We start from the raw sequence: 16,146 nt of genomic DNA, 5'->3' as shown, positions 1-16,146 counted from the left end.
CCCCCTGAGGACCTGTCGTCAATTCCCGCCCGCTCCGCGGTGCCTGGCACGCACGCTCGCCGCGTTGCCCTGCGATCGCGCGCACCGGACGCCGGGGGGGTGCCCGCCCTCCGGGCGGACGACGGGACTTGACGACAGGACCCTTGCGCGGTTCCTCACCCTTCCCGCCCCCGCGCCGCCCCGCACGTCCGGATCACACCCCCGGGTGGACTTCGTCCGGTACCGCTCCGTACGGGGGCCGCGCGCGTACACTGCGCGGCTGATTTTCGGATGGTTCGCGCCGCGGCCGACGCCCCACTCTTGACCTGCTCATGCCAGCGGCCCACGATGAGCGCCACATCCGCACCACGCTGTACGTCGCACTGAACCCCACCCCCCACTCCCACAAGGAGACTTCATGCGACTTCGCATACGCGGCTCCGGCGGCCGCAGCGGCAGACGCTCCGCCGCGCTCGCCGCACTGCTCGCCCTCGCCCTCGCGGCGCCCCTCTCCGCGAACGTGTCCGCGAACGCCGACAGCGCCGCCAAGGCGGCCCCCTCGGCCGACGACATCCGGCAGTACGAGGTCCACATGCACTCGACCGCCAAGGACCGCACGGCACTTCAGCGGACCGGTGTGACCGTGGACGAGGCCCACGGCCACGGGGTCGTGATCTCGGGCCGGGCGGACCAGGTCAAGAAGCTGAGGACGCTCGGCTACGAGGTCACCCCGCTCGGCGCGGTCCCCGACCGGTCCGCCGGCGAGGACGACGTCCGGCTCTACGACTTCCCGTCAGGCGACTCGCGCTACCACAACTACGCGGAGATGACGAGCGAGATCAACTCACTGGTCTCGGCCAACTCCTCGATCGCGAGCCAGCGTGTCATCGGCACGTCGTACCAGGGCCGGAACATCGTCGCCATCAAGATCAGCGACAACGTCGCAACGGACGAGTCGGAACCCGAGGTCCTGTTCACCCACCACCAGCACGCCCGTGAGCACCTGACCGTCGAGATGGCGCTCTACCTCCTGCGCGAGCTGACCTCCGACTACGGCAGCGACTCCCGGGTCACCAGCATGGTGAACAACCGTGAGATCTGGATCGTGCCCGACCTCAACCCGGACGGCGGCGAGTACGACATCGCCACCGGCTCCTACCGGTCGTGGCGCAAGAACCGGCAGCCCAACTCCGGTTCCTCGGCCGTCGGCACCGACCTCAACCGGAACTGGAACTACCGGTGGGGCTGCTGCGGCGGTTCGTCGGGGTCGACGTCCTCGGAGACGTACCGGGGCGCGTCCGCCGAGTCGGCGCCCGAGGTCAAGGTCGTCGCCAACTTCGTGCGCAGCCGTGTCGTCGGCGGGGTGCAGCAGATCAAGGCCGGGGTCGACTTCCACACGTACAGCGAACTGGTGCTGTGGCCGTTCGGGTACACCTACTCCGACACGACGACCGGCATGACCGCCGACGACCGCAACGCGTTCGCCACGGTCGGGCAGAAGATGGCGGCCAGCAACGGCTACACGCCGGAGCAGTCCAGCGACCTGTACATCACCGACGGGTCCATCGACGACTGGCTGTGGGGCAACCAGAAGATCTTCGCGTACACCTTCGAGATGTACCCGAGGTCCGGGGGCGGGGGCTTCTACCCGCCCGACGAGGTCATCGAGCGGGAGACGTCCCGCAACCGGGACGCGGTGCTGCAGTTGCTGGAGAACGCGGACTGTATGTACCGGTCGATCGGCAAGGAAGCCCAGTACTGCAGCTGACCGCTAGGAGGCGTCGGATTCCTCGAAGTAGGCGTCGAGGACCGCGTCCAGCTGCTCGTCCCACTCCGTGAAGCGGCTCCTGGCCGTCGCCTCGATCTCGATCGGGTACCAACGGCGGTCAGGAGTGTGCACGGTGACGGTGTACCGCTTCCCGAACCGCGGCGCCTCGGTCTCCACGGCGCCGATCTCGTCCCAACGGAACTCGCACTCCTGGTCGTCCAGGGAGAGTCGTACACCGGCGTGATCGGCGACGATCCGAGCCCGGCGGTCGGACGCCTCGAAGACGGGCCCGTCGACGGCCGGCTCACCGTCATCGTCGCCGTCGTCGTCGACATCGCCCTCTCCGTCGGCCGCGTCCTGCGCCTCGAGCTCCTCGCCGCCCTCAAGGACCGTCTCCTCGAGGTCGCCGTCTTCGGTCACGTCCTCGGTCACGTCCTCCTTCTTCGCGCCCTCCGGCGCGGCGGACGCGGGCGAGGTGAGCCCGGGGATGAAGGCCGGATCGAACCCGGCGCCCTCCAGGGGCTGGCTGCCTGAACCTATGCGCTGCTCCACAGCCGAGCAGTATGGTCGACAACCCTGTGTCCCGCACAACCAGCCCCCGCATCGTTACACGAAGATTCACCCCGGGTCGTCCTTCGAGTGCGGGCCGGCGGTGGCTGGCCGCGCCCACGCGGCGGAGCCGCAAATCGACACAGCCCCACGCCCCTTCCTGGGGCTCCGCCCCAGCCCCCGCTCCTCAAACGCCGGAGGGGCTGAATTTGCCGGCCCGGCGCTGCATTGCCGGCCCGGGGCTGGATTCGCTGGCCCGGCGCTGAATTGCCGGCTCGGGGCTGGATTCGCTGGCCCGGGGCTGGATTCGCTGGCCCGGGGCTGGATTCGCTGGCCCGGGGCTGGATTCGCTGGCCGGGGGCTGGATTTTTCAGCCCGTCCGGCGTCTGAGAACAAGCCATTGCCACCCCCAGCCCCCACCCATCCAGGCACCCCCAGCTCCCCACCCACCCGCAGGGGCTACGCCAGTCCAGCCACTTTCAGCCTGTCCGGCGCTTGAGGACGAGACATCGCCGCCCCAAACCCCCACCCAGGGCGCCACCGCAGACCCAGACACCCCCAGCCCGTCCGGCGTTTGAGGACGAGGCCCGGAGGGGCCGATAGGCGGGGGGCTGGGGGCGGCAGCTCCCAGGGATGGGGCGGGTAGGGGCGGCGGGGGCGAGGAAACGGCCCGGTTACACGAACAGGCTCAGGACCGCCGCCACCACGAACCCGGCGACCGACAGGACACTCTCCAGGACCGTCCAGGTCTTCAGGGTGTCCCGCTCGCTGATCCCGAAGTACTTGGCCACGATCCAGAATCCACCGTCGTTGACATGGGAGGCGAAGATCGAGCCGGCCGAGATGGCCATGATGACGAGGGCGACGAAGGGCTGGGAGTGGTCGCCCTCGGTGAGGAGCGGGGCGACGATCCCGGCCGTGGTGACGATGGCGACCGTGGCGGAGCCCTGGGCGACCCGGAGGACCACCGAGATCAGGTAGGAAAGGACGATCACCGGAAGGCCGACGTCGTTGAAGGTGTCGGACAGGGCCTGAGCGACCCCGCTGGCCTTGAGGACGGCACCGAAGACACCACCCGCGCCGACGACCAGGAGGATGTTGCCGACGGGCTTGAGGGACGAGGTCGACACCGTCTCCAGGGACTTGCGGGACCACCCACGCCGGATACCCAGCAGGTAGTACGCCAGCAACAGAGCGATCGTGAGCGCCACGAACGGGTTCCCGAAGAACTCGATCACCGAGCGGAGAGTGGAGGGATCCAGCGCGATCGACGAGAAGGTCGCGGCGAGGATCAGCACCAACGGCGTACCGATGATCCCGAGCACCGTACCGAGCGGCACAGGCGTCTCCCGCGGCTCGACACCGGCCTTGCGCTGCTCGTCGATGACCGCCCGCTTCGCCTCGTCCGCCGCCTCCACCATGTCCTGCGGCACGGCCACGAAGATCCGCTTGCCGACCCAGCCGGAGAACGCCCACGCGGCCAGCACCGCCGGGACACCGCAGACGATGCCCATGAGGATGACCCAGCCCAGCTGGACATGGAGCAGTCCGGCCGCCGCGACCGGTCCCGGGTGCGGCGGCAGGAAGGCGTGCGTCATCGACAGACCCGCCAGCAGCGGCAGGCAGTACAGCAGGATCGACTTGCCCGAGCGCTTGGCGGCGGCGTACACGAGCGGCGCGAGGACGAAGATGCCGACGTCGAAGAAGACCGGGATACCGAAGATGAGACCGGTGAGGCCCATCGCGAGAGGCGCTCGCCTCTCACCGAAGAGGTTGAGGAGTCGGGACGCCAACACCTCGGCGCCACCGCTGACTTCGAGGATCGCGCCGAGCATGGTGCCCAGGCCGATGATGATCGCGACATGCCCGAGGATGCCGCCCATGCCGGACTCGATGGTCGACACGGCGTCAGAACGCTGGACGGTGCCGAAGAGTTCGGTGACCGAGAGGCCGGCCATGAGGCCGACGGCTATGGAGACCGCGAGCAGGGCCACGAAGGGCTGGAGACGGGTCTTGATGATCAGGAAGAGCAGCAGGGCGATGCCGATGGCGGCGACCGTGAGCAGTCCGGCCGTACCGTCGATCAGGAGGAGCAGTCCGCCGGTGTGGGGTGGTGTCTCGGCTGGGGCGGCTGCGGCGAGCGGAAGGGACAAGGGGGACATTCGGGGGTCCTCGCGGTAAGTACATGGAGCTTTCGGGCAGGGGGGATCGCGGCACGGCGCCCCATGAGGGCACCGCGCCGGGAGACGTGCGGTGTGCGGGAGTCGGGGAGGGGTCAGCGATCGGCGACCAGCGATCAGCCGAGTACGGCCAGCGCGTCGATCTCGATGAGGAGTCCCGCCGGCAGACCGACGTACACGGTCGTGCGCGCGGCGGGCGGCTGGGTGAGCCCCTGCTCCTCGAAGTAGGTGTTGTAGATGTCGTTCATCTCGGCGAAGTGGGCGACGTCCGTGAGGTAGACGCGGATCATCATCACGTCGTCCCAGGAGGCACCGCCCTCCTGAAGGATCGCCTTGACGTTGGCGAGGGTCTGGAGGGTCTGCTCGCGCAGGGTGGGCCCGGCGGGCGTCGGGGGCTTGCCCTCCTCGGCCGGCAGGAATCCGACCTGGCCGGCGACCTGAAGGATGTTGCCCTTCCTCACCCCGTGGGAGAACTTCGCGGGCGGGGTGGTGTGGGTCTTCGGGGTGAGGGCGGTCTTCTCCGTCATGCGGTGCCTTTCGCTGTGTTTCTGCCGGAGTACTCGCCGCTGATGCCGTCCGCGGTACGGCGGACCAGCGGGAGCAGGGTGAGGAGTTCGTCGGCGGTGACGACGACGTTCGGAGCGGAGACCGACATCGCGGCGACGACGCGGCCGTCGGCGCCGCGGATCGGCGCCGCGACGCAGTTGATGGACTCCTCGTGGCCACCGAGGTCGGTGGCCCAGCCCTGTTCGCGCACCTTGGCCAGTTCCTTGAGGAAGGCGTCCGGGTTCGGTGTCGAACGGGCCGTGTACAGGGGGTAGTCGAGCTTGTCGGCGAGGGCGCGGCGCTCGTGCTCGGGCAGGTCGGCGAGGAGGAGCTTCGCGACGGCGGCGACGGTGATGGCGACCGGCTTCCCGATCCGCGAGTACATCCGCACCGGGTACCGGCTCTCCACCTTGTCGATGTACAGCACCTCGTCCTCCTCGTACACGGCCAGGTGGACGGTGTGCCCGCACTGCTCGTTCAGTCGTACGAGGTGGGGGTGGGCGATCTCGCGGATGTCGAGGTTCTCCATCGCCTCCTGGGCGAGGGCGATGAGGCGGGCGCCGAGGCGGTAGCGCTGGTCGGACTGGCGGTAGACGAGCCCGTGTTCGTGCAGCGTACGCAGCAGCCGCAGCGCGGTGGACTTGTGCACGCCGAGGCGGTCGGCGACCTGCCCCAGGTCCGCGGGGCCCTCGGCGAGCAGCGGCAGGATGCTCAGCGCCCGGTCGACGGTCTGACTCATGACGTACGTACCTCCTCGTCGGCCCGTTCCGCGGCTTGCGTCCAGCCGGGGCCGAGTCGAAGTTTCTCCCACGCCACGTCGTCGAGGGCCACCAGGCGGTCGGCGTGGGCCCGGGAGGGGGGCGTGGCGAGGTCACCGGGGGCGGTGAGGGCGGCTGCGGCCCAGAGGTGTCCGTGCCGTAGGGCTTCCCGTACGGCCAGCCCACGCAGGGCGGCGGAGAGAAACCCGGCGGCGAAGGCGTCACCGGCGCCGGTCGCTGCCGCGATGTGGACGTTGGGGGATGGGACGAATGCGGTTGCCCGTGGGGTGCCCGGGGTGAGGGCGGGCCGGAGGTGGGGGTCGCTCACCCGCGCCGGCGCAGCACCGCCTCTCTTTGGGTCGGGAGCCGTCCCAGCGGCACGACTGCCCGCAGGCTGGGACCCGCCGGGGCCGCCGGCCGCACCCCGCGACGTGGAGCCATCAGCCCACCCAGGACGCACAGGCCGGCTGCCCCCGGACTGGGGTCCCCCGGGACCCGTGTCCGCACCCCGCGACGAGGGCCCGTCAACCGACCCAAGGCGCACAGGGCTGCCGCCCGCGGGCTGGGACCCCTCGGGACCGCCGGCCGCGCCCTGCAGCGCCGGTGCGTTTGCCCACCCGAGGGGCGCGAGGCTGTGACATGTGTGGCTCCGCCGCGTGGGCGCGGCCAGCCCCCCACCACCCGCACCCGACACGAAAGCCGTAGCCCCCACCGCCCCTTGCTTCACCACCAACACCTCCGGCTCGGGCAGCGCGGCCCGCACCGCCTCCGGGCCGCCCGTGATCCCCCACGCCTCCTCCGCCTCGTCCTCCCCCACGAACACGACATCGGCCCGCCGCGCCAGCTCCAGCAGCACACCGGGTCCGTCCTCGTCCCCGTCCCGCCACAACCCCGCCCGGTAGTTGACGTCGAACGAGACCAGCGGACGGTCGTCGCCGCCTGCAGCCAGCAGCTCCCGCAGCAACCCCAGGCAGCCCTCCGACAGCGCGGCCGTGATCCCCGAAAGGTGCAGCACCCGCCCCGAACGCACCGCGTCCAGGTCGACGTTCCGCACGGACATCGCCGACGCCGCGGACCCCGCCCGGTAGTACGCCACCTCGTGCGCGTCCGTACCCCGGTCCGCCGCCGTACGGAAGTACACGCCGGTGGGACGCCCCGGATCGCGCCGCACGGACGCGACATCGACGCCGTATCGCCCGATCGCCTCGACGAGGTGGTCCCCGAACCCGTCGGCCCCGACCCGGCTGATCCACCTCACACGGTGGCCGGCGGCAGCCAACGCGCACGCCACGTTCGACTCCGCTCCCCCGATCCCCCGCTCGAACGACGGCACGTCGGCGAGGCGCCCCGGCCGGGTGGGCAGGAACGTGACCATGGACTCGCCGAGCGCGACGACGTCCACGCCGTCGGGGGCGTTGCAGGGTCCGGTGGGGGACACGATGGTCGTAGCTCCAGGGCTTGTGCGGGTGGATCGGCGGCTCCGTTGACCCGCGGTTGGCCGAGATGTTAGACAGCGGTAAGCGATATACGCAATGGGTGTTGCAAGCGTCGCAACATCCCAGATCAGGGAGGTTCCATGAGCAACGAGGCGCTGGCCCGTCTGGCCGAGGAACGCGTCGATCACCGCTTCAAGGGCCTCCCCCCGGACGCCGACGGCCTCACCGTCGCCGAGCTCACCGCCCAGCGCCGCAACCTCTTCACCGACGGCTTCGCCACCCCTGTGCTCGCCCTCTCCGCCGAGCGCCTGGAGCACAACCTCGACCTGATGGAGACGTACGCCGCCCGCCACGGCCTCGCCTTCGCCCCGCACGGGAAGACCTCCATGGCGCCCCAGCTGTTCCAGCGCCAGATCGAGCGCGGCGCCTGGGGCATCACGCTCGCCGTACCGCACCAGGTGCGGGTGGCGCGGCCGTACGGCATCCAGCGGATCTTCCTCGCGAACGAACTCGTCGACGCCGCCGCCCTGCGCTGGATCGCGGGCGAGCTGGCCACCGACCCCGACTTCCGTCTCATCTGTTACGTCGACTCCGTGCGCGGCGTCGAGCAGATGGACGCGGCACTGCGCGCCGCCGGGGCCACCCGGCCGGTGGACGTCGTGATCGAGCCGGCGGCCGGTGAGCACGCCCGGACCGGGGCCCGTACGGAGGCGGTGTGCGCCGCCGTCGCGGACGCGGTGGCCGCCGTGTCCACGCTGCGGCTGGTCGGCGTCGCGGGATACGAGGGCGAGGTTCCGCAGGCGGACCCCGAGCGCGTGCGGGGCTGGCTGCGCCGGGTGATCGCCATGGTCGTGGACTTCGACAAGGCGGGCCGGTTCGCGGGCCTGGACGAGATCGTCGTCAGCGCGGGCGGCAGCGCCTGGTTCGACGCGGTGGCGGAGGTGTTCGCCGAGATCCCCGAACTGTCCGCGCCCGTACTGAAGTTGCTGCGCTCCGGAGCGTACGTCTCGCACGACGACGGCCACTACCGCAAGCTGACCCCGTTCAACCGGGTCCCCGAGGAGGGCGCCCTCGAACCCGCCTTCCGGCTGTGGGCCCAGGTCGTCTCCCGCCCCTCCGCCGAGCAGGCCTTCGTCAACGCGGGCAAGCGGGACGCGGCCTACGACCTCGATCTGCCCTTCGCCCAGGTGGTCCGCCGCGACGGCGTCGAGCGCCCGGCCACCGGCGTCTCGGTGACCGGCCTGTCGGACCAGCACGCGTGGCTGCGGACCACCGGGGAGGCGGACCTGGAGGTGGGGGACTGGCTCGGCATGGGGCTGTCGCACCCGTGCACGTCGTTCGACAAGTGGCAGCTGATTCCGGTCGCGCAGGCCGACGGGACCGTAGTCGACTACATCCGCACGTTCTTCTAGGAGGCAGGCCCATGGAGGAGCTCGTCATCCGGGACGCGGACGTCGTCGACGGCAGCGGCGGCCCGTCCTACCGGGCCGACGTCGTCGTGGACGGCGGCAGGATCGTGTCGATCGTCCAGGAGGCGGCCGCGGCGGGCTGCCAGCGGCCGAAGGCCCGCCGGGAGCTGGACGCGGAGGGCCTCGTCCTCTCCCCCGGCTTCATCGACATGCACGCCCACAGCGATCTGGAGCTGCTGCGCGACCCCGACCACAGCGCGAAGGCCGCGCAGGGGGTCACCCTCGAGGTCATCGGCCAGGACGGGCTGTCGTACGCCCCCGTCGACGACCGCACGCTCACCGAGGTCCGCCGCGCGATCACCGGCTGGAACGGCTCCGGCGAGGACATCGACTTCGACTGGCGGACGGTGGGCGAGTACCTGGACCGCCTCGACGCCGGGTTCGACGGGCAGGGCATCGCGGTGAACGCGGCGTACCTGATCCCGCAGGGCACGGTCCGCGCGCTCGCCGTCGGCTGGGAGGACCGGGCGGCGACGCCGGACGAGCTGGACCGGATGCGGCAGCTGGTCGCGCAGGGCATGGCGGAGGGCGCGGTCGGCATGTCGTCCGGGCTGACGTACACGCCCGGCATGTACGCCAAGGACGCCGAGCTGACGGAGCTGTGCCGGGTGGTGGCGTCGTACGGCGGCTACTACTGCCCGCACCACCGCTCGTACGGGGCCGGGGCCCTGGAGGCCTACGAGGAGATGGTGGCCCTGACGCGGGAGGCGGGCTGCGCGCTCCATCTCGCCCACGCCACCATGAACTTCGGCGTGAACAAGGGCCGTGCGCCTCAGCTGCTGTCCCTGCTGGACAAGGCGCTCGACGAGGGGGCCGACATCAGCCTGGACACCTACCCCTACACCCCCGGCTGCACGACCCTCGTCGCGATGCTGCCGAGCTGGGCGAGCGAGGGCGGCCCCGAGGCGATCCTGGCCCGGCTGTCCGACGACGAGGCCGCCGAGCGCATCCGGCATCACATGGAGGTCGTCGGGGCCGACGGCTGCCACGGTGTGCCCATCGAGTGGGACACGATCGAGATCTCGGGCGTGAGCGACCCGGCGCTCGGGGACTTCGTCGGCCGGACCATCCGGCAGTCGGCGGACGCCCGGGGCGAGGCCCCCTGGGTCACCGCCCGACGCCTGCTCCTCGACGACCGGCTGGGCTCGACGATCCTGCAGCACGTCGGCCACGAGGAGAACGTACGGACGATCATGCGGCACCGTGTCCACACGGGCGGTTCGGACGGGATCCTGCGCGGCACGAAGCCGCATCCGCGGGCGTACGGCACGTTCCCGCACTATCTCGGGCGGTACGTGAGGGAGTTGGGGGTGCTGTCCCTGGAGGAGTGCGTGGCCCATCTGACCGGGCGGCCGGCGGCGCGGCTGCGACTGGCGGACCGGGGGCTGGTCCGCGAGGGGCATCGGGCGGACCTCGTGCTGTTCGACCCGGCGACGGTAGCGGCGGGCTCCACTTTCGAGGAGCCACGCACACTACCGACGGGCATCCCGCACGTCCTGATCGACGGCCGTTTCGTGATCGACGACGGCCGCCGCACGGACGTGCTGGCGGGACGGGCGATCCGTGGCGCCCGATAGCCCTTGGGTCGTGTCCGCAAAGTCCCGCCTGCCCCACCCTCCGGGCGGACGACGGGACTTTGCGGACACGACCGAGCCGGTTACGGCTTGGGCAGCACGCAGCCGCTCGCGCTCAGGTCGAGCTTGTTGTCGACGCCGAAGCAGGCGGGGATCTGGTAGGTCTCCTGGGCGTAGTTGATGCCCTGGCGGACGGTGACGTTGCCGCTCTCGTCCACCTCGCACGGGTTGTTGACCGTGCAGCGCTCGCCGTCCTCGTTACCGGTGTTGTTGACGGCGACGACCTTGTTGGTGGCCTGGTCGATGACGGGGGAGCCGGACGTGCCGCCGATGGTGTTGCAGGCGGACGTGTAGCGGACCGAGTCCTTGAAGGTCCAGTCGCCTTCCTTGAGCTGGTAGGCGAACCCGTCGATGTTGCAGTTGTACAGCCGCTTCCAGTAGCCGGAGGCGACGGTGATGGCGGTGCCCTTGACCGGGTGGGTGTCGGCCACCGTCAGCGGGTTGATGCTGTACGAGCTCTTGATCTGCGCGTACGTCGTGGTGAGTTGGTAGAAGGCGACGTCCGTGTCGGTCATCGTCCCGTAGGCGATCTTGCTGGCCCGCAGTGTGCCGACCCGGCTGCCCGAGGCGTTGAGCAGGCTGAAGGTACGGCTGGAGGCCCGGTCGACCACGACCTCGCCGGGGCCCGGCATGCCGGTCTCCAGACAGTGGCCGTTGGTCATGACCAGGGCCGGGTCGTTGTCCTCCGAGTCCGGGAAGCGGACGACGGAGCCGGAACAGTTGCTGAGCGCGACGGTGCCCGCGAAGTTGACGGCCTTGACCTTGGGACCGTTCAGGACCTGGCCGAGGGTGTCCGCGGTGGAGGCGACGGTGTCATTGACCACCGACGTGACCGAGCCCGTGTCCACGCTCTTGCCGAACGAAGCGGCCGAGTCCACGGGAGCCGCGACCGCGGGTGCGGCGCCGGCCCCGGCTATCGCCAGGGCGAGGAGGGCGGCGCCGAGAGGTTTTCTCATGTGGGGGTCCCCTCATACGAGGAGGGTGACCGAAGAATCTTCGGTCACCCGCATTTTTGTCATGCGCATTCTCACGCAGGAGGGGGGTGGGGACAAGGAGTTGCTTACCGGCGAGTTCAGTCCGTAGGGCTTTCCCTATCACGGGGAGCGAGGAGCCCCGGGGCGACGGCGCAGGACGCCCACGAGAAGTTGACGAGGTCACCTCACAGGCACCGGGAAGTCATGATATCTTCACAGCTCTGTCGGCAAATCTCCCCGCAAATGGTGCCTTACCGCATCCAATAGGCCAATCTGTGAGCCATCCAGGAAAAACGGGGTGTGCCCCGTAATTCTTGGAGAGCGTGACGATGACAGGCCCCGCCGTTTCGGTGATTGTCGCCGCGTACAACGCAATGCCGTATCTGACGCGTTGCATCACCTCTGTCACGGAACAGACCATCGGTCAGGACCAGTTGGAGATCCTGGTCGTCGACGACGGCTCGACCGACGGAACGCCCGAGGAGCTCGACCGGCTGGCGGCCCTGTACCCGGAGCTGCTGCGGGTCTTCCGGCAGGAGAACTCCGGCGGCCCCTCCGCGCCCCGCAACCTCGGGCTCGACCACGCGCGCGGACGGTTCGTGTTCTTCCTGGACGCCGACGACCATCTCGGGCCGGAGGCCCTGGAGCGCATGGTCGCGATGGCCGAGGAGAACGGCACCGACGTCGTGCTCGGCAAGATGGTCGGCGAGGGCGGGCGCGGGGCACCGACCTCGATGTTCCGGCGCGACCAGCCGAAGACCGACGTCTTCTCGTCGCGGGTGTACTGGACGCTCAACCCCATGAAGCTGTTCCGCCGGGAGCTGCTGGAGCGCCACCACCTGCGCTTCCCCACCGACCTCTCCATAGGCGAGGACCAGCTCTTCGTGGGCCCCGCCTATGTGCACGCGGCGGGCATCTCCGTGCTGGCCTCCTACGACTGCCTGTACTGGGTGCGCCGGGAGGACGAGGGCAACATCACCCTGCGCACAGGCGGGACCGAGCCCCGGCTGCGTTTCCTGCCCCGCGTGGTCGACATGCTCCTGGAGAACGTGCCGCCCGGACCCGGCCTCGACCACCTCGCGCACCGGCACCTCACCGTCGAGGTCCGCCAGCTCCTCGACCACCTGGTCCGCGAGCCCCGCGGCGAGCAGGAGAAGGCGCTCGCCCGTCTCGCCGAGGCCATCGCGCCGCTCTGCCACGAGGGGATGGACAAGCAGCTCTCGGCCATGGCCCGGCTGCGCCTCCACCTCGTACGCCATCGGATGCTCGACGAGCTGATCGAACTCGTGCGGTTCGAGCGGGAGCTGGCGCGGAGCAAGTCGGCGACGCCCGTGCTCGTCGACGCGGGCCGGGCCCTCGCCCGCTACCCCTTCCTCCGTGACCCCGCCCGCGCGATCCCCGACGACTGCTACGACGTCACCGCCCAGCTCGGCGTGCGCCACCGCGTGACCCGGGCCGACCTGCGCGGCAGCGTGCTGCACCTCGCCGGACACGGCTATCTGCACCGCGTCGAGACCCGTGACGTCAGCACCGAGCTGGTGCTGCGCGAGCGCGACAGCAAGGTGGAGTACCGGCTGCCCGTCACCCACACGGCGACGCCCGACGCGGGCGCCGACGAGGACGCGGGGAGCTTCACCTACGACCGGGCCGGGTTCGAGGCGACCGTCGACATCACCACGGCCGCCGACGGCGACCCGCTGGGCGACGGGCTGTGGGACATCTCCCTCGCCATCGGCGCCCAGGGCATCACCCGCGAGGTCCGGATCGGCAGCAAGCGGGCCGACGACGTGTCCGGCAAGCCGACGACGCATGTCGTGGACACCGCCGAGGGCCTGCGCGCCGTCACCCTCTACACCACCAACCCGCACGGCAACTTCACGCTCGACCTCGGCGAACGCAAGCACACCGTGCCGTCGCGGCTCCGCCTCGGCGACACGGTCAGGTGGGCCCCGGACGCCCCCACGGAGCTGGAGTTCACCGGCCGCTGCGCCCTCGCCGGCTTCCCGGAGGGCGCCCTCGCCGTGACCCTGACGGACGGACAGGGCGGCTCCGTCTCCCACCGGCCGGCCCGGCGCCCCGAGCCCGACGGCGCCTTCGTCGTCCGCGTCCCCGTCTCCGACCTCCCCGTCGGCCTCTGGCACGGCGAACTCCGTCTGGGCAACTGGTCCGTCCCCCTCCCGCCCCTCCCGAAGAACCTGCCCCCCGCCAAGTGGCGCCGCCTGCCCCTCCCCCGCTACGCCAAGCCCGCCCCCGGCAACGGCGGCCGCTTCGCCCTCCAGGTCGCCAAGACCGACCTCGTCCGGGCCGTCACGCGACGCGTCAAGGGCTGACAGCCGGACGGCCCCGCCCCGCGCGAAGCGCCGAGGACTGCCCGGCGTACGACTCCGCGGGCGGGACGGCCACCGGACCCACCCGCGTGCGCCCTCGGGGAAGGAAACTGACCCGCCGGGCAGTCGCCGACGCGGCCGCGGGTGGCAGGTGTACGGCTCCGGCAGGTCCGACGGTCGCCGGAGTCGCCCGCGCGCTCTGGGGGAACGAAAATCGACCCTCGCCCAGGCGTCGGCCCGACGCGCCGAGCACTGCCCGGCGTACGACTCCGCCGGGCGGGACGGCCACCGGAGCCGCCCGCGTGCGCGCTCGCGGCAGGAAACCGACCCCGCCGGGCAGTCGCCGACGCGGCCGCGGGTGGCAGGTGTACGGCTTCGGCAGGTCGGACGGTCGCCGGAGTCGCCCGCGCGCTATCGAAACGCACGCCTTTCCCATCCCCACCCTGGGCGGCCCCCGCCGCCCTGCCCCGGCACTGTGCGGCTCCGGCAGGGTGGCCGGGGAGGGAGTCACCCGCGCCCTAGCGGGGGCCCTTCGTCTTCCCTGATCCCCGCCCCGGATGATCGCTCCGTCCGACTCCGACCGGTTCGGCCGTGGTCGGCGTGGTGGTCGGGGGCGAGGGGGCCGCGCTCGTGGTGGAGGGCGTCGAGGAGGGGGTGGTGCCGTTGCCGGTGTCCCGGGTGGAGCGGATGGGGCTCGGTGCGGTGCCCGGGGTGTCGGCGAGGGGCGCGGCGGTGGCGGCGGGCGCGTCCGGGGCTCCGGTCGGGTCCGGGGAGGGGCCCGCCGTCGGGCTCGTGCCGACGCCGTTCTGCTTGCCTCGCGAGTCGCCTTCCGGCGCGGAGCCGGACAGGGCGAGCCCCGCGACCAGTACCGCCGCCGACACCGCGCCCACCGCGCCGGCCGCGATCACCAGGCGCCGCGAGGCCCGGGCCCGCGCCCTGCGACGCGCCCCTCGCCCCGTGCTCCCGCCGCTCCGGACTCGTCCAGCCGGGGCAGCTCCGCCGTCTCGTCGTACGCGTTCTGCCAGCCGTGCGCGGCCGCCGGGACCGTGTACGCGTCGTAGGACGGGGGCGCCGCCGGTCGTGGGTGGTACACGTTCGGCTGCCGCTGGGGCGTCTCGTTCTCGCGCTCGGGTGGCCTGGACATGGGCGCGCATTCCAAGGAAGGGCGCCGCCCCGGGACAGCTACCGGCGATAACAGCCCAAACCACCGCGTCTCACGTGGCGGAAAACACGGCCCACCGGACGTTACGCAGCCGTAAGCTCCTTGACATGCAGGTGATCCAGTCGACCAAGCTCGCCAACGTCTGTTACGAGATCCGGGGCCCGGTGCTCGAGGAGGCGATGCGGCTCGAGTCGGCGGGGCATCGGATCCTCAAGCTGAACACCGGCAACCCGGCCGCGTTCGGCTTCGAGTGCCCGCCCGAGATCCTTGAGGACGTCCTCCGGAACGTGTCCACGGCGCACGGCTACGGCGACGCCAAGGGGCTGCTCGCCGCACGCCGGGCCGTGGTCATGCACAACCAGACCCTCGGCATCGAGACCGACGTCGAGCACGTCTTCATCGGCAACGGCGTCTCCGAGCTGATCGTGATGGCGATGCAGGGGCTGCTCGACGACGGGGACGAGGTTCTCGTGCCCGCGCCCGACTATCCCCTGTGGACCGCCGCCGTCTCCCTCTCCGGCGGCACCGCCGTGCACTACCGGTGCGACGAGCAGTCCGACTGGATGCCCGACCTCGCCGACGTGGAGCGCAAGGTCACCGACCGCACCAAGGCCATCGTCATCATCAACCCCAACAACCCGACGGGGGCCGTGTACGACGAGGCCATGCTCCGGGGGCTGACCGACATCGCCCGCCGGCACAACCTCCTCGTCTGCTCCGACGAGATCTACGACAAGATCCTCTACGACGGCGCCACGCACACCCCGACCGCCGCCGTCGCCCCCGACCTGCTCACCCTCACCTTCAACGGCATGTCGAAGGCGTACCGGGTCGCCGGGTACCGGGTGGGCTGGATGTCGATCTCGGGCCCGCGCGCCCACGCCGACTCCTACATCGAGGGCCTCACCATCCTCGCGAACATGCGGCTGTGCGCGAACATGCCCGGTCAGCACGGGGTCGTCGCCGCGCTCAGCGGACGGCAGTCCATCAACGACCTGGTGCTGCCCGGGGGGCGGCTGAAGGAGCAGATGGACGTCGCCTACGAGCTGCTGACCCAGATCCCCGGTGTGAGCTGCGTACGGCCGAAGGGGGCGCTGTACCTCTTCCCACGCCTCGACCCCAAGGTCTTCAAGATCAAGGACGACCGGCGGATGGTCCTGGACCTGCTGCGCAGCGAGAAGATCATGGTCGTCCAGGGCAGCGGCTTCAACTGGCCGGAGTCGGACCACTTCCGTGTGGTCACCCTGCCGACGGTCACGGACCTGCGGGACGCGGTGACCCGGATCGGACGGTTCCTCGACGGGTACAGCCAGCCCTGACGCTCACGCTGTGTGCAAGGGACGGTCCCGTCTTGTGAACGGCTC

13 protein-coding genes are annotated in these 16,146 nt (G+C 71.0%); 5 read left to right on the top strand and 8 right to left on the bottom strand.

Going from position 1 to position 16,146, the window contains the following annotated elements; translation table 11 throughout:
- Nucleotides 1-397 precede the first annotated feature (397 nt).
- Entirely contained in the window at nucleotides 398-1,747 is a 1,350-nt protein-coding gene (locus tag ACFZBP_RS27270; protein ID WP_391416829.1) for a M14 family zinc carboxypeptidase, read from the top strand.
- A 3-nt stretch (nucleotides 1,748-1,750) separates the two neighbouring features.
- Here the strand turns inward: ACFZBP_RS27270 and ACFZBP_RS27265 are convergent, their stop codons facing one another.
- The 5 genes from ACFZBP_RS27265 to ACFZBP_RS27245 form a co-directional block, all read right to left on the bottom strand.
- Nucleotides 1,751-2,299 carry a hypothetical protein gene (locus ACFZBP_RS27265; protein WP_383460433.1) on the bottom strand — a complete coding sequence of 183 codons (549 nt, stop codon included), beginning with the start codon at nucleotides 2,297-2,299 and terminating at the stop codon, nucleotides 1,751-1,753.
- Between the two features lie 671 nt (nucleotides 2,300-2,970).
- The gene (locus ACFZBP_RS27260) at nucleotides 2,971-4,458 is read right to left on the bottom strand and encodes a gluconate:H+ symporter (RefSeq protein ID WP_391416826.1); all 1,488 of its coding nucleotides are present in this window, start codon (nucleotides 4,456-4,458) and stop codon (nucleotides 2,971-2,973) included.
- Nucleotides 4,459-4,592: 134 nt separating this feature from the next.
- Nucleotides 4,593-5,003 (bottom strand): RidA family protein, encoded by a 411-nt coding sequence (locus ACFZBP_RS27255; protein WP_383460429.1) that lies wholly within the window; start codon nucleotides 5,001-5,003, stop codon nucleotides 4,593-4,595.
- Nucleotides 5,000-5,761: an IclR family transcriptional regulator gene (locus tag ACFZBP_RS27250; RefSeq protein ID WP_383460427.1), complete on the bottom strand. Its 762-nt coding sequence runs from the start codon at nucleotides 5,759-5,761 to the stop codon at nucleotides 5,000-5,002. Before ACFZBP_RS27250 ends, ACFZBP_RS27255 begins: the two co-directional genes overlap by 4 nt.
- Nucleotides 5,758-7,218 (bottom strand): PfkB family carbohydrate kinase, encoded by a 1,461-nt coding sequence (locus tag ACFZBP_RS27245; RefSeq protein ID WP_391416823.1) that lies wholly within the window; start codon nucleotides 7,216-7,218, stop codon nucleotides 5,758-5,760. The genes ACFZBP_RS27250 and ACFZBP_RS27245 overlap by 4 nt, the downstream gene beginning before the upstream one ends.
- A gap of 138 nt (nucleotides 7,219-7,356) precedes the next feature.
- Here ACFZBP_RS27245 and ACFZBP_RS27240 point away from each other — a divergent pair, with 138 nt between their 5' ends.
- Together ACFZBP_RS27240 and ACFZBP_RS27235 are read left to right on the top strand one after the other, a co-directional pair.
- Nucleotides 7,357-8,628 (top strand): amino acid deaminase, encoded by a 1,272-nt coding sequence (locus ACFZBP_RS27240; RefSeq protein ID WP_391416821.1) that lies wholly within the window; start codon nucleotides 7,357-7,359, stop codon nucleotides 8,626-8,628.
- An 11-nt stretch (nucleotides 8,629-8,639) separates the two neighbouring features.
- Complete coding sequence (locus tag ACFZBP_RS27235; RefSeq protein WP_391416819.1) at nucleotides 8,640-10,262, top strand: amidohydrolase family protein; 1,623 nt, start codon at nucleotides 8,640-8,642, stop codon at nucleotides 10,260-10,262.
- An 80-nt stretch (nucleotides 10,263-10,342) separates the two neighbouring features.
- Here the strand turns inward: ACFZBP_RS27235 and ACFZBP_RS27230 are convergent, their stop codons facing one another.
- Nucleotides 10,343-11,275, bottom strand: a complete 933-nt coding sequence (locus ACFZBP_RS27230; protein WP_391416816.1) for a trypsin-like peptidase domain-containing protein — start codon at nucleotides 11,273-11,275, stop codon at nucleotides 10,343-10,345.
- Between the two features lie 347 nt (nucleotides 11,276-11,622).
- Here ACFZBP_RS27230 and ACFZBP_RS27225 point away from each other — a divergent pair, with 347 nt between their 5' ends.
- Complete coding sequence (locus ACFZBP_RS27225) at nucleotides 11,623-13,623, top strand: glycosyltransferase (RefSeq protein WP_391416814.1); 2,001 nt, start codon at nucleotides 11,623-11,625, stop codon at nucleotides 13,621-13,623.
- Between the two features lie 515 nt (nucleotides 13,624-14,138).
- Here ACFZBP_RS27225 and ACFZBP_RS27220 read toward each other — a convergent pair.
- Together ACFZBP_RS27220 and ACFZBP_RS27215 are read right to left on the bottom strand one after the other, a co-directional pair.
- Nucleotides 14,139-14,528 carry a hypothetical protein gene (locus ACFZBP_RS27220; protein WP_391416812.1) on the bottom strand — a complete coding sequence of 130 codons (390 nt, stop codon included), beginning with the start codon at nucleotides 14,526-14,528 and terminating at the stop codon, nucleotides 14,139-14,141.
- Entirely contained in the window at nucleotides 14,525-14,764 is a 240-nt protein-coding gene (locus tag ACFZBP_RS27215) for a hypothetical protein (protein WP_391416810.1), read from the bottom strand. The genes ACFZBP_RS27220 and ACFZBP_RS27215 overlap by 4 nt, the downstream gene beginning before the upstream one ends.
- A gap of 125 nt (nucleotides 14,765-14,889) precedes the next feature.
- Between ACFZBP_RS27215 and ACFZBP_RS27210 the strand changes: the two genes are divergently transcribed.
- Nucleotides 14,890-16,101 carry a pyridoxal phosphate-dependent aminotransferase gene (locus ACFZBP_RS27210; protein WP_383460407.1) on the top strand — a complete coding sequence of 404 codons (1,212 nt, stop codon included), beginning with the start codon at nucleotides 14,890-14,892 and terminating at the stop codon, nucleotides 16,099-16,101.
- Nucleotides 16,102-16,146 lie beyond the last annotated feature (45 nt).

Source organism: Streptomyces sp. NPDC008086, from assembly GCF_042957325.1.
Classification (GTDB): domain Bacteria; phylum Actinomycetota; class Actinomycetes; order Streptomycetales; family Streptomycetaceae; genus Streptomyces.
This window is presented reverse-complemented; position numbering and strand designations above follow the sequence as displayed.